The following is a 16,651-nucleotide window of genomic DNA, read 5'->3' on the forward strand; positions in this document are numbered from 1 at the left end:
CTAGGAATATCCCAGAGCGTCCAAGTCATTTGACATATCAACAGGGTGAATTACAAGGAAATAATAGGCGGAAAATGTAGGCCTAAACATAATATACGAGGGGGATGGATCATGATTATCCGGGAAATCCAAGAAAAAGATAATCAAAATATGGAAGCAATCATCAAACAATCTCTTGAATCAGTAAATTTGAATATTCCTGGGACAGCCTACTTTGACCCTTACCTTGGCAAACTAACATCCTATTACGATACACAGCCTCAAGCAAGTTATTGGGTCGCAGTGAATGACGAAGATGAGGCTGTTGGTGGTGTCGGCATCGGCCCATTCGTGAATCATGAAGGTATTGGCGAATTGCAAAAGCTTTATTTGGCTCCAGAAGCACAGGGTAAAGGAATTGCTAAAAAGCTGATGAATATAGCTTTAGAATTTGCCAGTAAACATTATACACATTGTTATCTGGAAACTTTTGAATCACTATTTCAAGCAAACCATCTATATGAAAAATATGGATTTAAAAAGCTTGAGCAACCTTTATCAGGTTCGGAACATAATGCGTGTGATACTTGGTATATAAAGGAATTGTAAGTGGGTCGAAGCAGGAGCTGCATTCCTGCTTCGACCCACATTTCATTTTACAATTGCATACATTTTGATATCCTGATTCTTCCCTTTTATCTTTCTCGCTTTCTTTAATGTTCCCTCATAAGTTAATCCTGCTTTTTCCATCACTCGGAAAGAACCCGTATTTTCCGGTAAACACACCGCCTGAATCCGAACAAGGTCCATATGTTCAAAGCCAAACTGAATCACCCGGTTCGCGGCTTCAGTCATGATACCCTTCCCCCAGTATTCACGGTGCAACACATAACCAATTTCAGCGACTTGGTGAGATGGTTTCCATTGCACAAAGTCAATGGTACCAATCATCTTACCATCTGCTTTATATTCGATGGCCCAAGGCGCAAGACGACCTTCCTGATAATTTTCCAACACAAAATTTAGATAGTCTTCTGTATCCGAAAGGGTAAGATGCCTTTCCCATGTTACATATTTACTAACCTCCGGATCATTACCATACTCATACATGGATATTACATCATTTTCAGTCACTTTTCGTAAAATAAGCCTCTCTGTTTCCAGCTCCGGCAATTCATGAAAAATATCTCGTATCTCCATTTTTATCCCCCTATGCTCATTTGAGGGATATTGTAACACAAGAGCAGGTCCATCAGCCATTAGACTGACGGACCTGTAGTCCTACAGAAATCTCTTTTTGACTCCGTCGCCAAGAAAACTGTAACGTATCACTCTCTCCTCAACAACTGTCTCCATATGCACTGGGCGACCCCAAAGGTCATAAATATAAGGCAGTACATGCTCCAAATATGGCAAATCAAGCTCTGTCCCCTCGTAATGATGCATGAGATATAGTTCCCCATTCCGATTATAGTCTCCATCAACTACGGTGATATAAGGAAAACCGCCATTCACCCGCATGGAAACGAGCTGATCTCGAATCTGTTCATACTCCTTTGTCGAGATGCGATAATCTCTGCCTTTCTTTTCAAACAAATACATATCTTCCTGCTCAACGAGTTCTTTCGTTAGATAGTTGCGGATAAATGAAATGTCCGACTCGATCTCGCGGACTTCAAACATTTTCTCACGGCCACTGCCAGGCTTAACACCCCGATCCAACATTTTTTCTGTCGGATTATTATACCGTTCCTCAATATCCTCAAACATTTTTATACCTAGATAGTACGGATTTATGGAAGTGCGGGAAGGTTGCAATACTCCTGCATTCAATGTTGCATATTCAATTGCTTCTCCACTCGTCAAATCCATTTCCCGCATAATCTGTTGATGCCAGTAGGATGCCCATCCTTCATTCATAATCTTCGTTTCAAGCTGTGGCCAGAAATAAAGCATCTCTTCACGAAGCATCGTCAAAATATCTCGCTGCCAATCATCGAGTTCACGACTATGCTGTTCCAGAAAATAGAGTAAATCCTTCTCAGGTTTTGGAGGGAATTTTTTTCTTTCCCTATGAGGCCTTACTTCCTTCTTCTCTTCATCCAAACTCCAAAGGTCATCATAAGGAGTTGGTCTTCTTTCAAGCGTCTCTTCTTGTTCGTCGTCCTCTTCTATTTCCGTACGTACCAATGACGGATCAACATGCTCTTGAATCGCCAGCACCCTGTCGAGGAAATCCTCGACTTCTTTTTTTCCATAATGCATTTCATATGCTGCAATCCGCTCTGCTGTCGTTGTCATGCTCTCTACCATATCACGTCGAGTTTTTGAAAAACGTACATTATTTTTGAAGAAATCACAATGCGCCAGCACATGAGCGATAATCATTTTATTTTGGACCAACGAATTCGTATCAAGTAGAAATGCATAACATGGATCGGAATTAATGACCAGTTCATAAATCTTACTTAACCCTAAATCATATTGCAGTTTCATTTTGTGGAACTGTTTTCCAAAGCTCCAATGGCTAAACCTTGTAGGCATTCCATAAGCCCCAAAAGTATAAATGATTTCAGCCGGACAAATTTCATAACGCATCGGATAAAAGTCCAATCCGAATCCTTCTGCTATTTCCGTAATTTCACTTATGGCATATTCCAATTCCTTTTGGTCGTTCAACGAGAACCCTCCCTCGTCTCTACTCGCGAAAAGAACGTTTTCAATGCCGGGTATACATCCTTTTTCTCCCGGAGTTGATAATATCGAAAGTTCGGATGCTTGATGTTTTGATACGTATTCATTAAAGTAGAATATCGATTATAACTATTGACCTCGCCGTATCCAAACATTTGCGACACATCAAGCAGCTCATCAACTAACTTCAAACATTTCACATTATCCGAAGTGATATTCTCACCATCGGAAAAATGAATTGGATAAATATTGTAACGGCTCGGAGAATATTTCTCTTCGATTAGTTCCAATGCTTTCATATAAGCGGAAGAACAAATCGTCCCTCCACTTTCCCCTTTGGAAAAGAACTCATCTTTCGTAACAACTTTCGCCATGGTGTGGTGAGCGATAAACTCAAATTCTACCGTTTGATACTTCTTGATTAAAAAGCGGTTCATCCAAAAGAAAAAACTGCGTGCCATATACTTTTCAAACGTTCCCATCGAGGCACTCGTATCCATCATGGCAAGCACGACCGCTTTTGATTCATGCCTGACTTCCTCATTCCACGTCTTAAAACGAAGGTCATCAGGGTGAATTGGAGTAATCGTCGGTTCCCCTTTCGTTGCATTCCTTTTCAGTGCTGATAAAATTGTCCGTTTTTTATCGATATTACCCATGAGGCCTTTTTTACGGATATCATTAAATTCAATGCTCTCTGTCACCATCTCACCGGTTTCTTTTTCTGCGATGTTCGGTAATTCCAACTCTTTTAATAGAGCGGCTTCAATATCAGCTAAGGAAACTTCCATCTCATAATAATCATTGCCCGGTTGATCTCCCGGCTTTTCACCGCTGCCCTGCTCATCTCCACTTCCTGACCGCGCAATCACATCACCGACCTGACTCTCTCCATCCCCCTGACCTACATGTTTAGTCTTGTCATGGTTGTATCGGATTTTATATTCATCCAAGGAGCGGATTGGAATTTTCACTACGTTTTTACCATCTGATAATATAATATTTTCTTGACTGACTAAATCGGGGAGATTATTTTTAATTGCTTCCTTCACTTTTTCCATATGTCGATCTTGATCCTGATTTCCCTTACGATGGAGAGACCAATTTTCCTTGGAAACGAGAAATGGCTGTCGATTCGGCTTTTCTCTCATCCTTCTCCTCCTTCATCATGCCTAAAAAAATATTTACTGCTTGTAATATACTATTCATCTCCAAGTTCATTTGCTTCCAACGCATCCGATTCAGGCTCTAATATTTGAAAAATTATTATCGATTTAATAAACTTCCAACATAACGAAGCAGTTCGTTCGCCGAAGTTGAGTTATATCCATACTCATCGATTAATCTTGCAATCACTTCATTCACTTTCTTCAACTGATTTTCATCTGGAGTCTGCGATGTGGTTGTGATTTTTACGACATCTTTTAGATCAGCAAATAGTTTCTTTTGAATCGCTTCACGCAGACGCTCATGTGAGTTATAGTCAAAACGTTTGCCCTTTCTTGCATAAGCGGACAGACGGATTAAGATTTCTTCACGGAAAGCTTTTTTCGCATTCTCCGATATGCCAATTTGCTCTTCAATCGACCGCATCAGCTTTTCATCTGGATTCATTTCTTCACCGGTCAGTGGGTCACGCAGTTTATTTTTATTACAATAAGCCTCCACATTATCAAGGTAATTATCCAATAATGACTTTGCAGACTCTTCATAGGAATAGACGAACGCTTTCTGTACTTCATTTTTCGCTATATCATCGTATTCCTTCCTTGCAACAGCGATATAATTCATATATTTCTCTGCATCTTCTCGTGAAATCGATGGATGTTGATCCAGACCGTCCTTTAAGGAACGCAGTACATCTAGAGCATTAATGGATGGAACTTCTTTTCGGATAATCGCAGATGATATCCGGTTGATGACATAACGCGGATCAATTCCGCTCATCCCTTCATCTTTATGCTCCCGCTGTAATTCTTCCAAATCCACCTGATTATATCCTTCTACACTTTCGCCATCATATAGCCGCATTTTTTTGACTAAATCAATTCCCTGTTTTTTCGATTCTTTTAAGCGGGTGAGTACAGAGAAAATTGCCGCTACACGTAAAGCATGTGGAGCAATATGCACATCCGCCATGTCACTTTCTTTAATCATTTTTTCATAAATTCTTTCTTCTTCGCTTACTCGAAGATTATATGGGATAGGCATCACGATGATTCTAGAATGCAATGCCTCATTCTTTTTATTGGCAATAAATGAGCGATACTCGGTTTCATTCGAATGGGCGATAATCATTTCATCCGCCGAAATGAGGGCAAATCTTCCCGCTTTAAAGTTTCCTTCTTGTGTCAAGGACAACAAATGCCATAAGAATTTTTCATCAGATTTTAATATCTCTTGGAATTCCATCATTCCACGGTTTGCCTTATTGAGCTCTCCATCAAAACGGTACGCCCGCGGATCTGATTCGGAACCATATTCTGCAATTGTTGAGAAATCGATACTACCAGTTAGATCAGCAATATCTTGAGATTTAGGATCGGATGGACTGAATGTTCCTATACCAACCCGCTTATCTTCTGAGAAAAATATTCGTTCGACGAGCACATCTTCAATTCTACCGCCATACTCCTTTTCCAGACGCATCGTATTTAATGGAGATAGACTCCCTTCAATACGGATCCCATACTCCTCTTGAAACTCTTTTCGCAGATGTGGTGGAATCAAATGAAGCGGATCTTCATGCATTGGGCAACCTTTAATCGCATAAACCGCCCCAGCATCCGTCCGTGAGTATTCTTCTAATCCACGCTTTAATAAGTTTACAAGTGTCGATTTCCCACCACTGACGGGCCCCATCAATAACAGGATTCTTTTTCTTACATCTAATCGTTTAGCTGCCGGATGGAAATACTCCTCTACAAGACGCTCAACCGCTTCCTCCAAACCGAATATATCATTCCCGAAAAAGTGATATGTTTTTCTTCCATTTTTCTCTGTTAAACCTTTGTCTTTAATCATATTATATATACGGGAATGAGCAGATTGAGCAACATGAGGTCTTTCCTTCACAATCTCCAAATACTCACCAAAAGTGCCTTCCCATCGTAAACGACTCTCTTCCTCGCGATACTCTCGAACTCTGTTTAAGATATCCATATATACTCCCTCCAAGATAGCAGCGATTTATATATCCTATGCCGGACAGGGAGGTAACATTACCTTGGAATTATTAATCTTAAAGATAACAATGACTTGAAGTTTTTGCCCTCGATGGGAGTAGGGATATTGAAGTAACATGCAATGCAAGGAATTTGGTTGGACAATTTTTTTGTGTGGAATAGATTGTTGAAGTCTGTCATATAAACGTAGAACTTTCTGTGAAGAAATAGTAGTAGACTATAGCTATTAAAATATGAAAGAACAACACAGTGGTAGGAGTTTTACTTTCTAGACTAAAAATACTGGAGAAGGAATTCTCTAGGGAAATGGTGAAAATCAAGAATAAAACAACCGAGGCTCAGAAATATTCCAATTGGTGGAGGCATTTCGATTTTTAACATGCCTCACTTTAAACGCTGGAATCCTTTCATGACCCTCGTTATTTTTTGATTTGATCTTGATAATCCTTAATCGTTACTTTATTACCTTCAATGATTTCATACTGTGTAGATGTCTTCACTACGATCCAAGTCATGACATGTTCGTCATCTGCATCGTTGACGACAAAATGCCATTTCTCATCATATTTTTCATCTAACTCATGAACAATATTTTCATCGAGTTGATTTCTAGTCAGCTCAATTGTATTTAATAACGTGACGCCACCTGCATGGCGCATATGGCTTGCCAATTCTTCAATTAACGAATCCAGTGGATATTGAGATAAAAATTCATCACTAAAATAAAACTCCACTGTTTCGCTTTCCTCCATAATTGCATTAGTGTACATATCATCTACCACTTTAACAGCTACTGAATTCAAACAGCCGCTCAACATAATGACACAACCTGCAATTATTAGTAATACTTTCCTCATAAAAAGATATACTCCTTAGAAATCATCTGGGTTGGAACCGGTCCGTTCATTTTTGTTCATATTCGTAATCTGCTCCACTTCCTCTGAAGTCAGTTCAAAATCAAAGATATGTGCATTCTCTACCATCCGATTTTTATTTATCGTCTTTGGTATGGTTGCTACTCCCTTCTGAATATCCCAGCGTAATATAACTTGCGGCACTGTTTTATTATATTTATTCGCAATCTCCACTAGCTGAGGATCTTCGAAAATACGCCCTTTCTTCAATGGAGACCAAGCCTGCATTTGAATTTGATTCTCTTTACAAAAATTCAATACATCATCTTGAGTCAAATGTGGATGAAATTCAATCTGGTTGACGGCTGGCGTCACTTCCGCATCCTTTAGGAGCTCCTGTAAATGATGCACATGGAAATTACTTACTCCAATTGCTCGGACTCTTCCCTCTTGATAAAGCTTTTCCATTGCACGCCACGTCTCTTTGAATTTTCCGGACACCGGCCAATGAATCAGATAAAGGTCCATGTAATCTAAGTTCAATTTTTTCAGGGACTCATCAAAGGCTTGCAATGTGGACTCATATCCCTGATTATCATTCCAAACTTTCGATGTTACAAAGATTTCATCCCTCGGAATACCGGATTCATTGATTGCTTTTCCAACACCTTCTTCATTATCATAAAAACCAGCTGTATCAATTAATCGATAACCGACGGATAGAGCTGAGGAGACCGCATCAATAACAGTTTCACCATCCTCAACCTTATAAACACCTAAACCAAAGCCAGGCATTTTTACATTATTATTTAATGTAATCGTATCCTGCAAATGTTTAATCATTCCAATCCTCCCCGTTACTTATACTACCTTTATATTAACACTATCGAATTATTTCGAACAAATAAGATACCACAATATGCAGTTTCATATTTAAGATAGTTAGGTACGAATTAACAAAGTACTTATGACACAGTGAGATTTCTCACATTACTTCGGTGGACAAAATTTAAGGAAGTAGGTAACATGACTGATTCTCATGTTACCTCGGATGACAAATCTTAAAAAAAGAGGGAACATGAGATGCTCTCATATTCCCTTTCCAGCAAATTTTATATTGCCCGATAAACATAGACATTTTCCTGCAATTCCCGAGTACTCTTGCCGTTTAAACGTAAATACTCCAAATGTGCTAAGGTTTCGCCTATTGCAAAACGTGTTTCATGAATGGTTAAAGTTTTATTGAAAAGCTTCTCACAAGCCTCATATACCGTACACCCATTTCGAATGATGCCATATAAGGTTTCCAGTCGTTCTTCATGATGTTTCATCAATTCCAACACACGAAGATGCCCATCGTAAAATGGTTTACCGTGAGAAGGTATGACAAAATCAACTTCTAGCGCTTCAATCTTGCGAAGTGAATCAAAATAACTGGCCAAAGGATTAGGGTCACCATGATACCAATAAGAAATATTTGGAGTAATTTTTGGTAATATATGATCAGTACTAAGCAGCACATTTTTTTCTCTATTATAAAAAGTTACTAGACCCTCCGAATGACCAGGGGTAAAAATAACTTCATATTCATATTTTCCAAGGATAATCTTTTCCCCTTCCTCCAAATAATGTTGGATCGTCGGATATGGGGTTACTCTTGGTATGAATTCTCCCGTGTTATTCACCATCTCCCGACCAATAGTTCTAGGAATGCCAGATAACGCATAGTACTTCTCTAATTTTGATAATAATAGATCCTCCCAACTGACTCTGCCATTTTCGGCGTCAACTTCTGTCATCGAGACATTGACGCCATACTTTTCTTGAAACCCTCCAGCATATCCATAATGGTCTGGATGATAATGAGTAATGATCAAGTCTGTCACTTCTTTTCCTCTGAGTTCTTCTTCCCAACGTTTTACGGTTTCCTTGTTATGTAAGCCGACATCGATGACCGTATAGCCGTCTGATCCCTCAGCTAGAAAACAGTTGACATGATTAAGTCTAAATGGCAAATCCAGCCGAATTAATTGTAATCCATATTCCTTCAGCATATTTCCACGTCCCTTATATTAATTCCCAGTGAAATTTGGTTTTCGCTTTTCAAAGAATGCAGTGACTCCCTCTTTATTATCTTGTGACTGGAGAAGCAAGGTCTGAATGGCTGTCTCTTGCAAATCACTTGTTTCGTAATTGTAATCAGCAGCATGGTTGACGAAGTGCTTGACAAACTGATTGGCGAGCGGTGGTCCATCGACAATAAATTGAGCAAATTCTGTTGCTTCTTCCAATAAATCTCCTTCTGCCACGCGATTCACCAGTCCATACTTTTGAAGTTCTTCAGCAGAAATAGGTCTTGCCGAAGAAATCCATTCTTTGACAAGTGGCCGCGGAATATTATCGGTTAACGCTTTAATTAAGCCAAGGTCAGGGATTAATGCAATATTTGAAAAGCTGCTGATAAATTGGGCTTGTTTTTCGGCAACGATGAAATCTGCCGCTAAGGTAATACTGAACCCTGCTCCTGCTGCAAAGCCCTGCACCGCAGCAACTACATACGTATCCATTTTACGGATCGTCTGCACGACTGCTAGCGCCCTTTTCATATACCTCATAATGGAAGCGGATTCATTTAAACCGTGAATGGTCTCTAAATCACCACCAGCCGAGAAACCCTTTCCTGCTCCGGATAAAATAACTACACGGATCTCTTGGTCACTATCAGCTTCTTGAAGTGCTGGAATCAGATCATTTACTAAATCATATGATAATGCGTTTCGTTTTTCAGGACGGTTCATCGTAATATAAGCAATATGATTATCTTTCTTAACATCTACTAAACTCATTTAAATTCCCCCTCTCAATTAGAACGTTGCATGGTTTGATTGTATTTATTTGCTATTTTTTCGACAGCAGCTAAATATTCTTTACTTAAGTCGGTTGTTATTTCCTTGACCGATTGCACCTTTTTAATTGGCCCTACTCCCTGTCCTGCACCCCATATGTCTCGCCATGCCTTTGCATCATGATTGCCTCGTTCTGAAAAATCGATTTTTCCTTTTTCCGGAAGCTGAGCAGGGTCGAGTCCAGCTCTTATAATACTCGGTGTAAGATAGTTTGCGTGAATTCCGCTGAATGCTGGAGTGTATGTTATATCAGAAATATTGGATTCTACTATCATTTCTCGGTATGCATCTTCTGCACTGCCTTCTTCTGCGACAATAAATTTAGTTCCGAAATACGCAAAGTCAGCACCTAACGTCTCGGCGACAAGAATATCTTCTCCTTTAGAAAGCGTACCAGACAACGCAATGGGGCCATCAAAAAATTCTCTGACTTCATGCATGAATGCGATGGGATTCAATCTACCGCCATGACCTCCTGCTCCGGCAGCAACCAACACCAATCCATCACTGCCTTTTTCAAGGGCTTTCTTGGCGAATTTCATATCAATCACATCACTAAGAACGACCCCACCATAATTCTTTACGATTTGAACGACTGGACTTGGGTCCCCTAAAGAAGTAATGACAAGCGGTGGTTCATATTTCTCAATTAATGCCAGATCCTCGTTAAATCTTTTGTTCGAACGATGGCTGATAAAGTTAATCCCCCAAGGTGCAGCTTCTTCGCCACCTTCTTCTATTCTTTGGATACCGTCCGTAATTTCCTGCAACCACATATCCAACATTTCGGTTGTACGCGCATTCAATGCAGGAAAAGTACCGATTATACCAGATTCACATGCTGCCAAAACCATTTTTGGATTAGAGATAAGGAACATCGGGGCCATAATAACTGGCAGCTTCACTCCCCTTTTCAACTTCTTCGTCGCTTCATGCATCATATGATTTCCTCCCTTTGACATTCATTTCGAGTGAATGGTCATTCATTATTCACAGAAAAAAATTACCATTAATAAATGGTAATGTTGAGATTAACCTAATTCTAAATTTTCATACTTTTAAAGTCAAGTCATTTCTCTGAACAATTGGATAAAATACTTATCTTTCTATTTGTTTTGGATAGCTTTCTTCAATGACTTTAATTAAAGCCATCATTAATTCATTGTATGGTGTTGAGATGCCATGTTTTTTTCCATACTTTACAATAGCGCCATTGATGACTTCAATTTCTGTTTTACGACTTTTCAATACATCTGTAAGCATGGAAGATTGGTTCCTCGCTATTTGTGTATGACCGATTTGAAGAATATCCTCTATTGGATTGGCATATAAAATTTCCACACCTTCCTTTTCAGCTACTTCCAGTGCTTCTGTCAATAACTCCCGTACGAGGGACTCTCCCGCTTTCGGTAAAAGCACATCACCATTTCGCAGGCGGGTAATTGCAGTTAAGCTGTTGAAGGCCACATTGATCATCAACTTCGTCCATATGACAGATTGAACATCTTCCGTTATAACCGTCTCGATTCCTGATTTACTGAACATTTCACTTATGTATAAATATTTATCAGGCTGGCGATCTTCAATAAAACCGATGTTCGTAACGCCTGTTGCCCGATGTGCTATCATGCCAATATTCAATACACTCGCACCACTTCCTGTTCCACCTATTCCAAGGTCAGCACGAGGAACCACTTTCTGCATTATTTCAAGGTTCCCTACTCCGTTTTGTAAAGATAGTACGATAGTGTTTTCATCTACAATATGTTTTAATTCCGTCAATACAGCTTCGGTTGCAAATGATTTCACTAAGATAAGGATGAGATCATATTTTTCTAATTTACCAGTATCATAGATAACCGGTACAAACGCTTGTACTTGTTCATTATCCACAGTAATAAGCTGAATCCCTTCGCGCTCGATCCATTTCACGCGTTCGTTTTCCCGATTGAACAATGTCACATCAAATCCTGAAAGATGCAATTTAGCGCTGAATAAGCATCCCATAGCTCCAGCCCCGACAATCAATGTTCTCAACTCAATCCCTCTATTCTTAAGAAATGGGCCACTCAGAAGAATCCTGAATGACCCAATTTCAAATTATTTATTAGCACTTGCATTTAGGGGGCGAAACCCCAACTAAATGAAGCTCAGTTTATTTAAGTTCCAATAATTTTTGTTTCATTTCTTCTTCCATCTGCAGCATTTCTTTTTCGGCTTCTTGACGTTTCGCTCTTCCCTCCGCTTGGATAGAGAGTGTTTCTTCAATTGTAGACATGAGTTGTTCTTGAGTCTTCTTCAATGTTTCAATGTCAACTAAACCACGTTCATTCTCTTTCGCTGTCTCGATGGTGTTCGTCTTCAATAGCTCAGAATTCTTCAGTAACAAATCGTTCGTCGTCTGGGAAACAAGCTTTTGTGCTTCCACAGCATTTCGTTGACGCAACAAAGTGAGTGCAATCGCAATTTGATTTTTCCATAACGGAATAGCTGTCAATACAGATGATTGGATTTTTTCCACTAGGGCCTGGTTCGTATTTTGGATAAGACGAATCTGTGGTGCACTCTGGATTGTGATTTGCCTGCTTAATTTCAAATCATGGGTCCGCTTTTCCAGGCGATCGGTGAATTGAATCAAATCATTCACTTCTTGGACCATCATCTGGTTCTGACTTGCCTCTGCTTTTTCTCTTAAAGCTGGAATCTCTTTTGTACGGAGCTCTTCAATTTTCACTTCACCGGCAGCGATGAAAATATTTAAAGCGTCAAAATATTCTTTGTTCCTCATGAAGAGCTGTTCCAACAACTTGTTATCTTTCATAAGCTCATCTTTGCTGCGATCCAATTTTACGCTGATTCGGTCAATTTGTGCACCAGTTTTTTGATACTTGGAAAGGACCTGATTCACTGAATTCGACACCCGATTAAAGATTTTAGCGAGAAAACCACGCTTCTCTGGGTTCAATTCATCTGGGTCAACCTGCTCCAACTTTTTCATTAAATCCGATAAAATACCACCAATATCGCCTATATCACTGTTTTTTACATGGTCCAGCATGTTATGCGAAAAATCCATAAGTTTGGACTGTGCTTCTGTTCCATATTGTGAGACACTTTGATGATTTTTCGGATCGATCTGCTCCGCCAGCTGAAGCGCTTGTTTTTTCTTATCTTCCGGAAGCAAATCGACTAACTTTTTAGGTTCATTTTCTTTTTCAACAATATCTGTATCAATGGAGTCACTACCGAACGGGTTCGCTAAGAGCTCGTCCATATTGAATTCATGTTTTTTTTCTTCGTTCATTAAATGACCCTCCCATTGGATTTTTTCGGTTTCTGGATTGTCTTCTTCGCGACGTCCAGTTCAAAATGAAGTGTGTCCACATCGTCATTGAGCATCACTCGTAAATCTTTATTCACTGTCTGTCCGAGCACGATGATTGTATGACGGCTATCCCGCATCGTTTCATTCATTTCCCTTGATTTCACCGGCTGCTGGGAAAGATAAGCATATTTCTCTGCAATCTCGACTAAAGAATCAAGATGTTTATAATAAAAAGCTTCTGCTTGGAAAAAACGACGTGGTTCCCGTTTCGTGTTGGCATAAATTTTCCTGACCGTTCTTAAGATCTCAAAGTTCTCTCTTACATTACCAAGCCGACGAACTTGAACAAACGCACGTTGCAACCTGTTGATTTTAACCTTTGCATCTTTCAAGTTCTCGATAATAAATTTATATTCTTTCCATGTAAGCCCATTGCTTTTCGCATAGCGGTAAGTCTGTATTTGCTTTACAGAGTAGTATGTTCCGGTACCACCAGCAAGAGCGAAAACCGTCGACCACAAAACAACTTGCTCAAAGGCGAAAAAACTGACCAACCATACACTTCCCGTTGCAGTGAAAGCCGCCGCAGAACGTAAGACAAATTGCAAAAATGCTTTCATTTCATCACTCCTATATAAAAGTACATGTCCCTTACGATATCGTTCTATCAGTCAGACATGGATATATACTTCACTATTTCTTATCTTGTAATACGTCATATTCCCTAGAAAAGTTTCACTTAATTACATTTTACCTGACTTGACTAGAAATAACTACATTAAGATAATAACGGTAACGATTTTACAAAGGGGGAATAAGAGTGAAAAGAATTGGGATCGATGCTGGTGGTTCTTTAATCAAATTAGCTTATGAAGAAAAAGGGTTACTGCATGTTAAAACATACTCCTACAATCAACAAGAGCAGTTGGCAAAATGGCTGCAGATGCTTGCTCCAGATGCTCATATATACGGTACAGGAGGAAGATGGAATCAACTTAAAGCGTCCATGAAACAGCCTAATCATACTGTGGAAGAATTTACTGCGATCGTACAGGGAACCAATTATCTATTGGAAGAATTCCCTGAAAAAATTGATGAATATATCCTTGTTAGTATAGGAACAGGTACGTCAATTTTTCATGTAAAGGGTCAGTCATTTGAACGGGTACTCGGTAGTGGTGTTGGCGGCGGGACCTTGATGGGCTTAGGCTCCCTAATTGCAAAGGGCAAAAGTTTCCGTGAATTAGTCGAACTTAGTGCGAAAGGAAATCATCAAAACAGCGATTTATTAGTTAAAGATATTTATGGAGAGCAGCATGCCCCACTTACAGGAGAACTGACAGCAGCAAACTTTGGGAAGGTCCATTTGCAAGAGGAACATTCGGAGGCTGATCTGCTTCGCTCATTAACACAATTGATTGGTGAAGTTATTCTCTCCTTAGCTGGAAACGTTGCCGCCATCAAAGGTATTGGAAAAATTGTCTTTGTCGGAAGTACGGTAGAAGGTAATAAACCTCTTCAAGAAGTATTCTTAAGTTTCCAGGAAATGCTATCTTACCAACCTATATTTCCCGATAAAGCGGCTTATGCTGGTGCGATTGGAGCATTACTCGAATAATTGCTTTTCCTTTCGTAATCTTTCAAGTAATTGATTACTTATCTTTTTTTGTTTCTTCTCAAAAATCGGCAATTCTTTGAGAATGATAAGCTCCTTATCTTGTATCAATAATAGAAACCAACCCCCCTTATGAGCGGAGACAGGAATCCGCTCTTTTTCTATGTGGAATTCTTGATGCTGTTCCTCTACTAAAATGACGACTGTCTCCCCTTCTATACGATCGACTACTCCAATGACGATTTCTTCGTTTTTCCAACTTGTTACCCACTCCATTGTTGTTATCTGTGATACGTAAAGTGAAAGACATATGGTTATCAAGACATTCATATGCAAAACCTCCATTTTTGTTTGTATTATTTCAAACCAATGAGTAATCTGCATCTTTGTATCTTTCATTCTTAAAGCCAGAAATCCATAACGTAATTCAAGTTTTCCAAATGAAAAAATCTAAAACTATACTACATCTCTAGTAACAAAATTTAATTTTCCCAGTTAAGCTTGCTAGCTTTTAAACGGCTCATTTGATACGCTGAAATTGCTAGATTGACATAGTAGGGGGAAATTATGTGAGACGTTTGACATTTATATTTGCTTTAATAGCCGTATTTTTCATCAGCGCATGTGGAGAATCTGCTCCTGATTCTGTCAGTAATCATGAGCAAGCATCTATTGCTGTAAAAGAGAAACAGGAAACGGAATCCGCTGCAAAGTCTGATGATAAAGATGAGGAAGAGATAAGTACAAAAGAGGAGATAGAAGAAGAACCTTCCTCCCCTGCCAACCTTCGGGAGCTGAAAATTCATTTCATCGATGTCGGACAAGCAGATGCCACCCTTTTCCAATACAGTGAAGCTGAAGAAGATTATACAATTCTGTATGATACCGGAGACTGGCGTGGAGATGAAGTGGTTCCGTATTTAAACTCCCAAGGAGTCAGTACACTTGATCTAGTCATCGTCAGTCATCCAGACGCAGATCATATTGGTCAGTTGGATAAAGTCATGCAGTCATTCGAGGTTGGAGAAGTATGGATGTCTGGAAATGAAAGTTCATCACAAACATTTCAGAGAGCTATTGAAGCAGTCTTGGAAAGTGATGCTGATTATCACGAACCACGTGCTGGCGAAACTTTCACAATTGGACCAATGGATATTGAAGTGATTTATCCAGAAAGCATTTCAGGAAAATCCAACGAAGAGTCCATTGCCGCACGCTTTACCTATGGAGGTTTACAGTTTTTATTAACAGGGGATGCTGATCGTAGTGGAGAATCGTATATGAGGAACAACTTTACTGTCGATGCCGACGTGTTGCATCTAGGTCATCACGGTTCCAAGACATCGAATGATCCAGCTTTTATCGATGCAGTTTCGCCCGATATCGCGATTTATAGTGCAGGTGCTAATAATAGTTATGGTCACCCTAGTCCCGAAGTTATAGAAGCTGTTGAAGAACGCAATATAGATATCTATGGGACGGATACCCACGGAACCATCATCCTCACATCAGATGGCGAAGAAATCTCAGTGGAGTTCAGTGGTCCTGATTCTTCAATGAAAGCTCCTCAAAATGAGGAGGACACAACTAGTAAGGAGCAAGAAGTATCCGAGAATGATAATAACCAGTCAGCCTCTTGTGTTGATATTAACGAAGCATCCTATGAAGAGGTACAGAAAATTATCCATATCGGCCCTGAACGCGCTCAAGATCTCATCGACCTCCGACCATATCATTCCGTGGACGATCTTACACGTATTAAGGGAATTGGGCCAGCACGTATTGCAGATATTAAATCTGAAGGGAATGCATGTGTACGATGAAAAAAGGTATCTTAGATCGTTTCGAAGGTGAACAAGCAGTTATCTTGATAGAAGAAGATAAAGAAGAAATCATTGTTCAAAAAAGTGAGTTGCCGCCAAACAGCAAAAAGAATACCATCTTCAAATTGAAAAAACAGAATGGAGAATATCGAATTACTGGCATAGATGACACAGCAACAAACCAAGCGAGTGCAAAATCAGCCAGTCTGATGGACCAGCTTCGGGCGAAGAGTAAAGGAAGTAAATTTAAAAGGTCATAACATAAGCGGA

At 39.6% G+C, this 16,651-nt stretch carries 17 protein-coding genes; 4 read left to right on the forward strand and 13 right to left on the reverse strand.

Translation table 11 applies throughout. The features are described 5' to 3' along the window. Window positions 1–111: 111 nt before the first annotated feature. A complete protein-coding gene (locus tag ACFSBH_RS17335) occupies window positions 112–588 on the forward strand; it encodes a GNAT family N-acetyltransferase (protein WP_251516324.1) in 477 nt (158 codons plus the stop codon). Between the two features lie 42 nt (window positions 589–630). Here the strand turns inward: ACFSBH_RS17335 and ACFSBH_RS17340 are convergent, their stop codons facing one another. The 12 genes from ACFSBH_RS17340 to ACFSBH_RS17395 form a co-directional block, all read right to left on the reverse strand. Further along, window positions 631–1,179, reverse strand: coding sequence for a GNAT family N-acetyltransferase (locus ACFSBH_RS17340; RefSeq protein WP_251516321.1), 549 nt, complete (start codon window positions 1,177–1,179; stop codon window positions 631–633). An 81-nt stretch (window positions 1,180–1,260) separates the two neighbouring features. Next, a complete protein-coding gene (locus tag ACFSBH_RS17345; RefSeq protein ID WP_379598840.1) occupies window positions 1,261–2,658 on the reverse strand; it encodes a SpoVR family protein in 1,398 nt (465 codons plus the stop codon). Next, complete coding sequence (gene yhbH, locus ACFSBH_RS17350; RefSeq protein ID WP_251516316.1) at window positions 2,655–3,824, reverse strand: sporulation protein YhbH; 1,170 nt, start codon at window positions 3,822–3,824, stop codon at window positions 2,655–2,657. The genes ACFSBH_RS17345 and yhbH overlap by 4 nt, the downstream gene beginning before the upstream one ends. A 115-nt stretch (window positions 3,825–3,939) precedes the next feature. Then, window positions 3,940–5,835, reverse strand: a complete 1,896-nt coding sequence (locus tag ACFSBH_RS17355; RefSeq protein ID WP_379598842.1) for a PrkA family serine protein kinase — start codon at window positions 5,833–5,835, stop codon at window positions 3,940–3,942. 442 nt (window positions 5,836–6,277) lie between these two features. After that, complete coding sequence (locus tag ACFSBH_RS17360; protein WP_251516310.1) at window positions 6,278–6,715, reverse strand: hypothetical protein; 438 nt, start codon at window positions 6,713–6,715, stop codon at window positions 6,278–6,280. 15 nt (window positions 6,716–6,730) lie between these two features. Beyond that, window positions 6,731–7,555 carry an aldo/keto reductase gene (locus ACFSBH_RS17365; RefSeq protein ID WP_251516307.1) on the reverse strand — a complete coding sequence of 275 codons (825 nt, stop codon included), beginning with the start codon at window positions 7,553–7,555 and terminating at the stop codon, window positions 6,731–6,733. Window positions 7,556–7,824: 269 nt separating this feature from the next. Further along, window positions 7,825–8,766, reverse strand: a complete 942-nt coding sequence (locus ACFSBH_RS17370) for an MBL fold metallo-hydrolase (RefSeq protein WP_251516305.1) — start codon at window positions 8,764–8,766, stop codon at window positions 7,825–7,827. A gap of 18 nt (window positions 8,767–8,784) precedes the next feature. Beyond that, window positions 8,785–9,558 (reverse strand): enoyl-CoA hydratase/isomerase family protein, encoded by a 774-nt coding sequence (locus ACFSBH_RS17375; RefSeq protein WP_251516303.1) that lies wholly within the window; start codon window positions 9,556–9,558, stop codon window positions 8,785–8,787. Window positions 9,559–9,572: 14 nt separating this feature from the next. Continuing rightward, entirely contained in the window at window positions 9,573–10,559 is a 987-nt protein-coding gene (locus tag ACFSBH_RS17380) for an NAD(P)H-dependent flavin oxidoreductase (RefSeq protein ID WP_379598845.1), read from the reverse strand. A gap of 157 nt (window positions 10,560–10,716) precedes the next feature. Next, entirely contained in the window at window positions 10,717–11,655 is a 939-nt protein-coding gene (locus ACFSBH_RS17385; protein ID WP_379598847.1) for a ketopantoate reductase family protein, read from the reverse strand. A 118-nt stretch (window positions 11,656–11,773) separates the two neighbouring features. Then, the gene (locus tag ACFSBH_RS17390; protein ID WP_251516297.1) at window positions 11,774–12,922 is read right to left on the reverse strand and encodes a toxic anion resistance protein; all 1,149 of its coding nucleotides are present in this window, start codon (window positions 12,920–12,922) and stop codon (window positions 11,774–11,776) included. Further along, window positions 12,922–13,563, reverse strand: coding sequence for a 5-bromo-4-chloroindolyl phosphate hydrolysis family protein (locus ACFSBH_RS17395; protein WP_251516294.1), 642 nt, complete (start codon window positions 13,561–13,563; stop codon window positions 12,922–12,924). Before ACFSBH_RS17395 ends, ACFSBH_RS17390 begins: the two co-directional genes overlap by 1 nt. Before the next feature lie 200 nt (window positions 13,564–13,763). Between ACFSBH_RS17395 and coaW the strand changes: the two genes are divergently transcribed. Next, a complete protein-coding gene (gene coaW / locus ACFSBH_RS17400) occupies window positions 13,764–14,561 on the forward strand; it encodes a type II pantothenate kinase (RefSeq protein WP_251516284.1) in 798 nt (265 codons plus the stop codon). Here coaW and ACFSBH_RS17405 read toward each other — a convergent pair. Further along, entirely contained in the window at window positions 14,550–14,888 is a 339-nt protein-coding gene (locus ACFSBH_RS17405) for a DUF3006 domain-containing protein (RefSeq protein ID WP_251516282.1), read from the reverse strand. The genes coaW and ACFSBH_RS17405 overlap by 12 nt on opposite strands. A gap of 239 nt (window positions 14,889–15,127) precedes the next feature. On the opposite strand from ACFSBH_RS17405, the gene ACFSBH_RS17410 reads away from it, so the two are divergent. Both ACFSBH_RS17410 and ACFSBH_RS17415 read left to right on the forward strand, forming a co-directional pair. Next, the gene (locus ACFSBH_RS17410) at window positions 15,128–16,381 is read left to right on the forward strand and encodes an MBL fold metallo-hydrolase (protein WP_251516279.1); all 1,254 of its coding nucleotides are present in this window, start codon (window positions 15,128–15,130) and stop codon (window positions 16,379–16,381) included. Further along, window positions 16,378–16,641 carry a DUF3006 domain-containing protein gene (locus ACFSBH_RS17415; RefSeq protein ID WP_251516276.1) on the forward strand — a complete coding sequence of 88 codons (264 nt, stop codon included), beginning with the start codon at window positions 16,378–16,380 and terminating at the stop codon, window positions 16,639–16,641. Before ACFSBH_RS17410 ends, ACFSBH_RS17415 begins: the two co-directional genes overlap by 4 nt. Window positions 16,642–16,651: the final 10 nt, after the last annotated feature.

Origin of the sequence: Oceanobacillus luteolus, from assembly GCF_042678205.1 — a bacterium.
GTDB classification, from domain to species: domain Bacteria; phylum Bacillota; class Bacilli; order Bacillales; family Amphibacillaceae; genus Oceanobacillus; species Oceanobacillus luteolus.

Coding starts and splice junctions, on each gene's coding strand:
- ACFSBH_RS17390 (WP_251516297.1), bottom strand. CDS start 12,922: ATGAACGAAGAAAAAAAACATGAATTCAATATGGACGAGCTCTTAGCG.
- ACFSBH_RS17360 (WP_251516310.1), bottom strand. CDS start 6,715: ATGAGGAAAGTATTACTAATAATTGCAGGTTGTGTCATTATGTTGAGC.
- ACFSBH_RS17380 (WP_379598845.1), bottom strand. CDS start 10,559: ATGATGCATGAAGCGACGAAGAAGTTGAAAAGGGGAGTGAAGCTGCCA.
- ACFSBH_RS17365 (WP_251516307.1), bottom strand. CDS start 7,555: ATGATTAAACATTTGCAGGATACGATTACATTAAATAATAATGTAAAA.
- yhbH (WP_251516316.1), bottom strand. CDS start 3,824: ATGAGAGAAAAGCCGAATCGACAGCCATTTCTCGTTTCCAAGGAAAAT.
- ACFSBH_RS17405 (WP_251516282.1), bottom strand. CDS start 14,888: ATGAATGTCTTGATAACCATATGTCTTTCACTTTACGTATCACAGATA.
- ACFSBH_RS17395 (WP_251516294.1), bottom strand. CDS start 13,563: ATGAAAGCATTTTTGCAATTTGTCTTACGTTCTGCGGCGGCTTTCACT.
- ACFSBH_RS17340 (WP_251516321.1), bottom strand. CDS start 1,179: ATGGAGATACGAGATATTTTTCATGAATTGCCGGAGCTGGAAACAGAG.
- ACFSBH_RS17335 (WP_251516324.1), top strand. CDS start 112: ATGATTATCCGGGAAATCCAAGAAAAAGATAATCAAAATATGGAAGCA.
- ACFSBH_RS17370 (WP_251516305.1), bottom strand. CDS start 8,766: ATGCTGAAGGAATATGGATTACAATTAATTCGGCTGGATTTGCCATTT.
- ACFSBH_RS17375 (WP_251516303.1), bottom strand. CDS start 9,558: ATGAGTTTAGTAGATGTTAAGAAAGATAATCATATTGCTTATATTACG.
- ACFSBH_RS17415 (WP_251516276.1), top strand. CDS start 16,378: ATGAAAAAAGGTATCTTAGATCGTTTCGAAGGTGAACAAGCAGTTATC.
- ACFSBH_RS17355 (WP_379598842.1), bottom strand. CDS start 5,835: ATGGATATCTTAAACAGAGTTCGAGAGTATCGCGAGGAAGAGAGTCGT.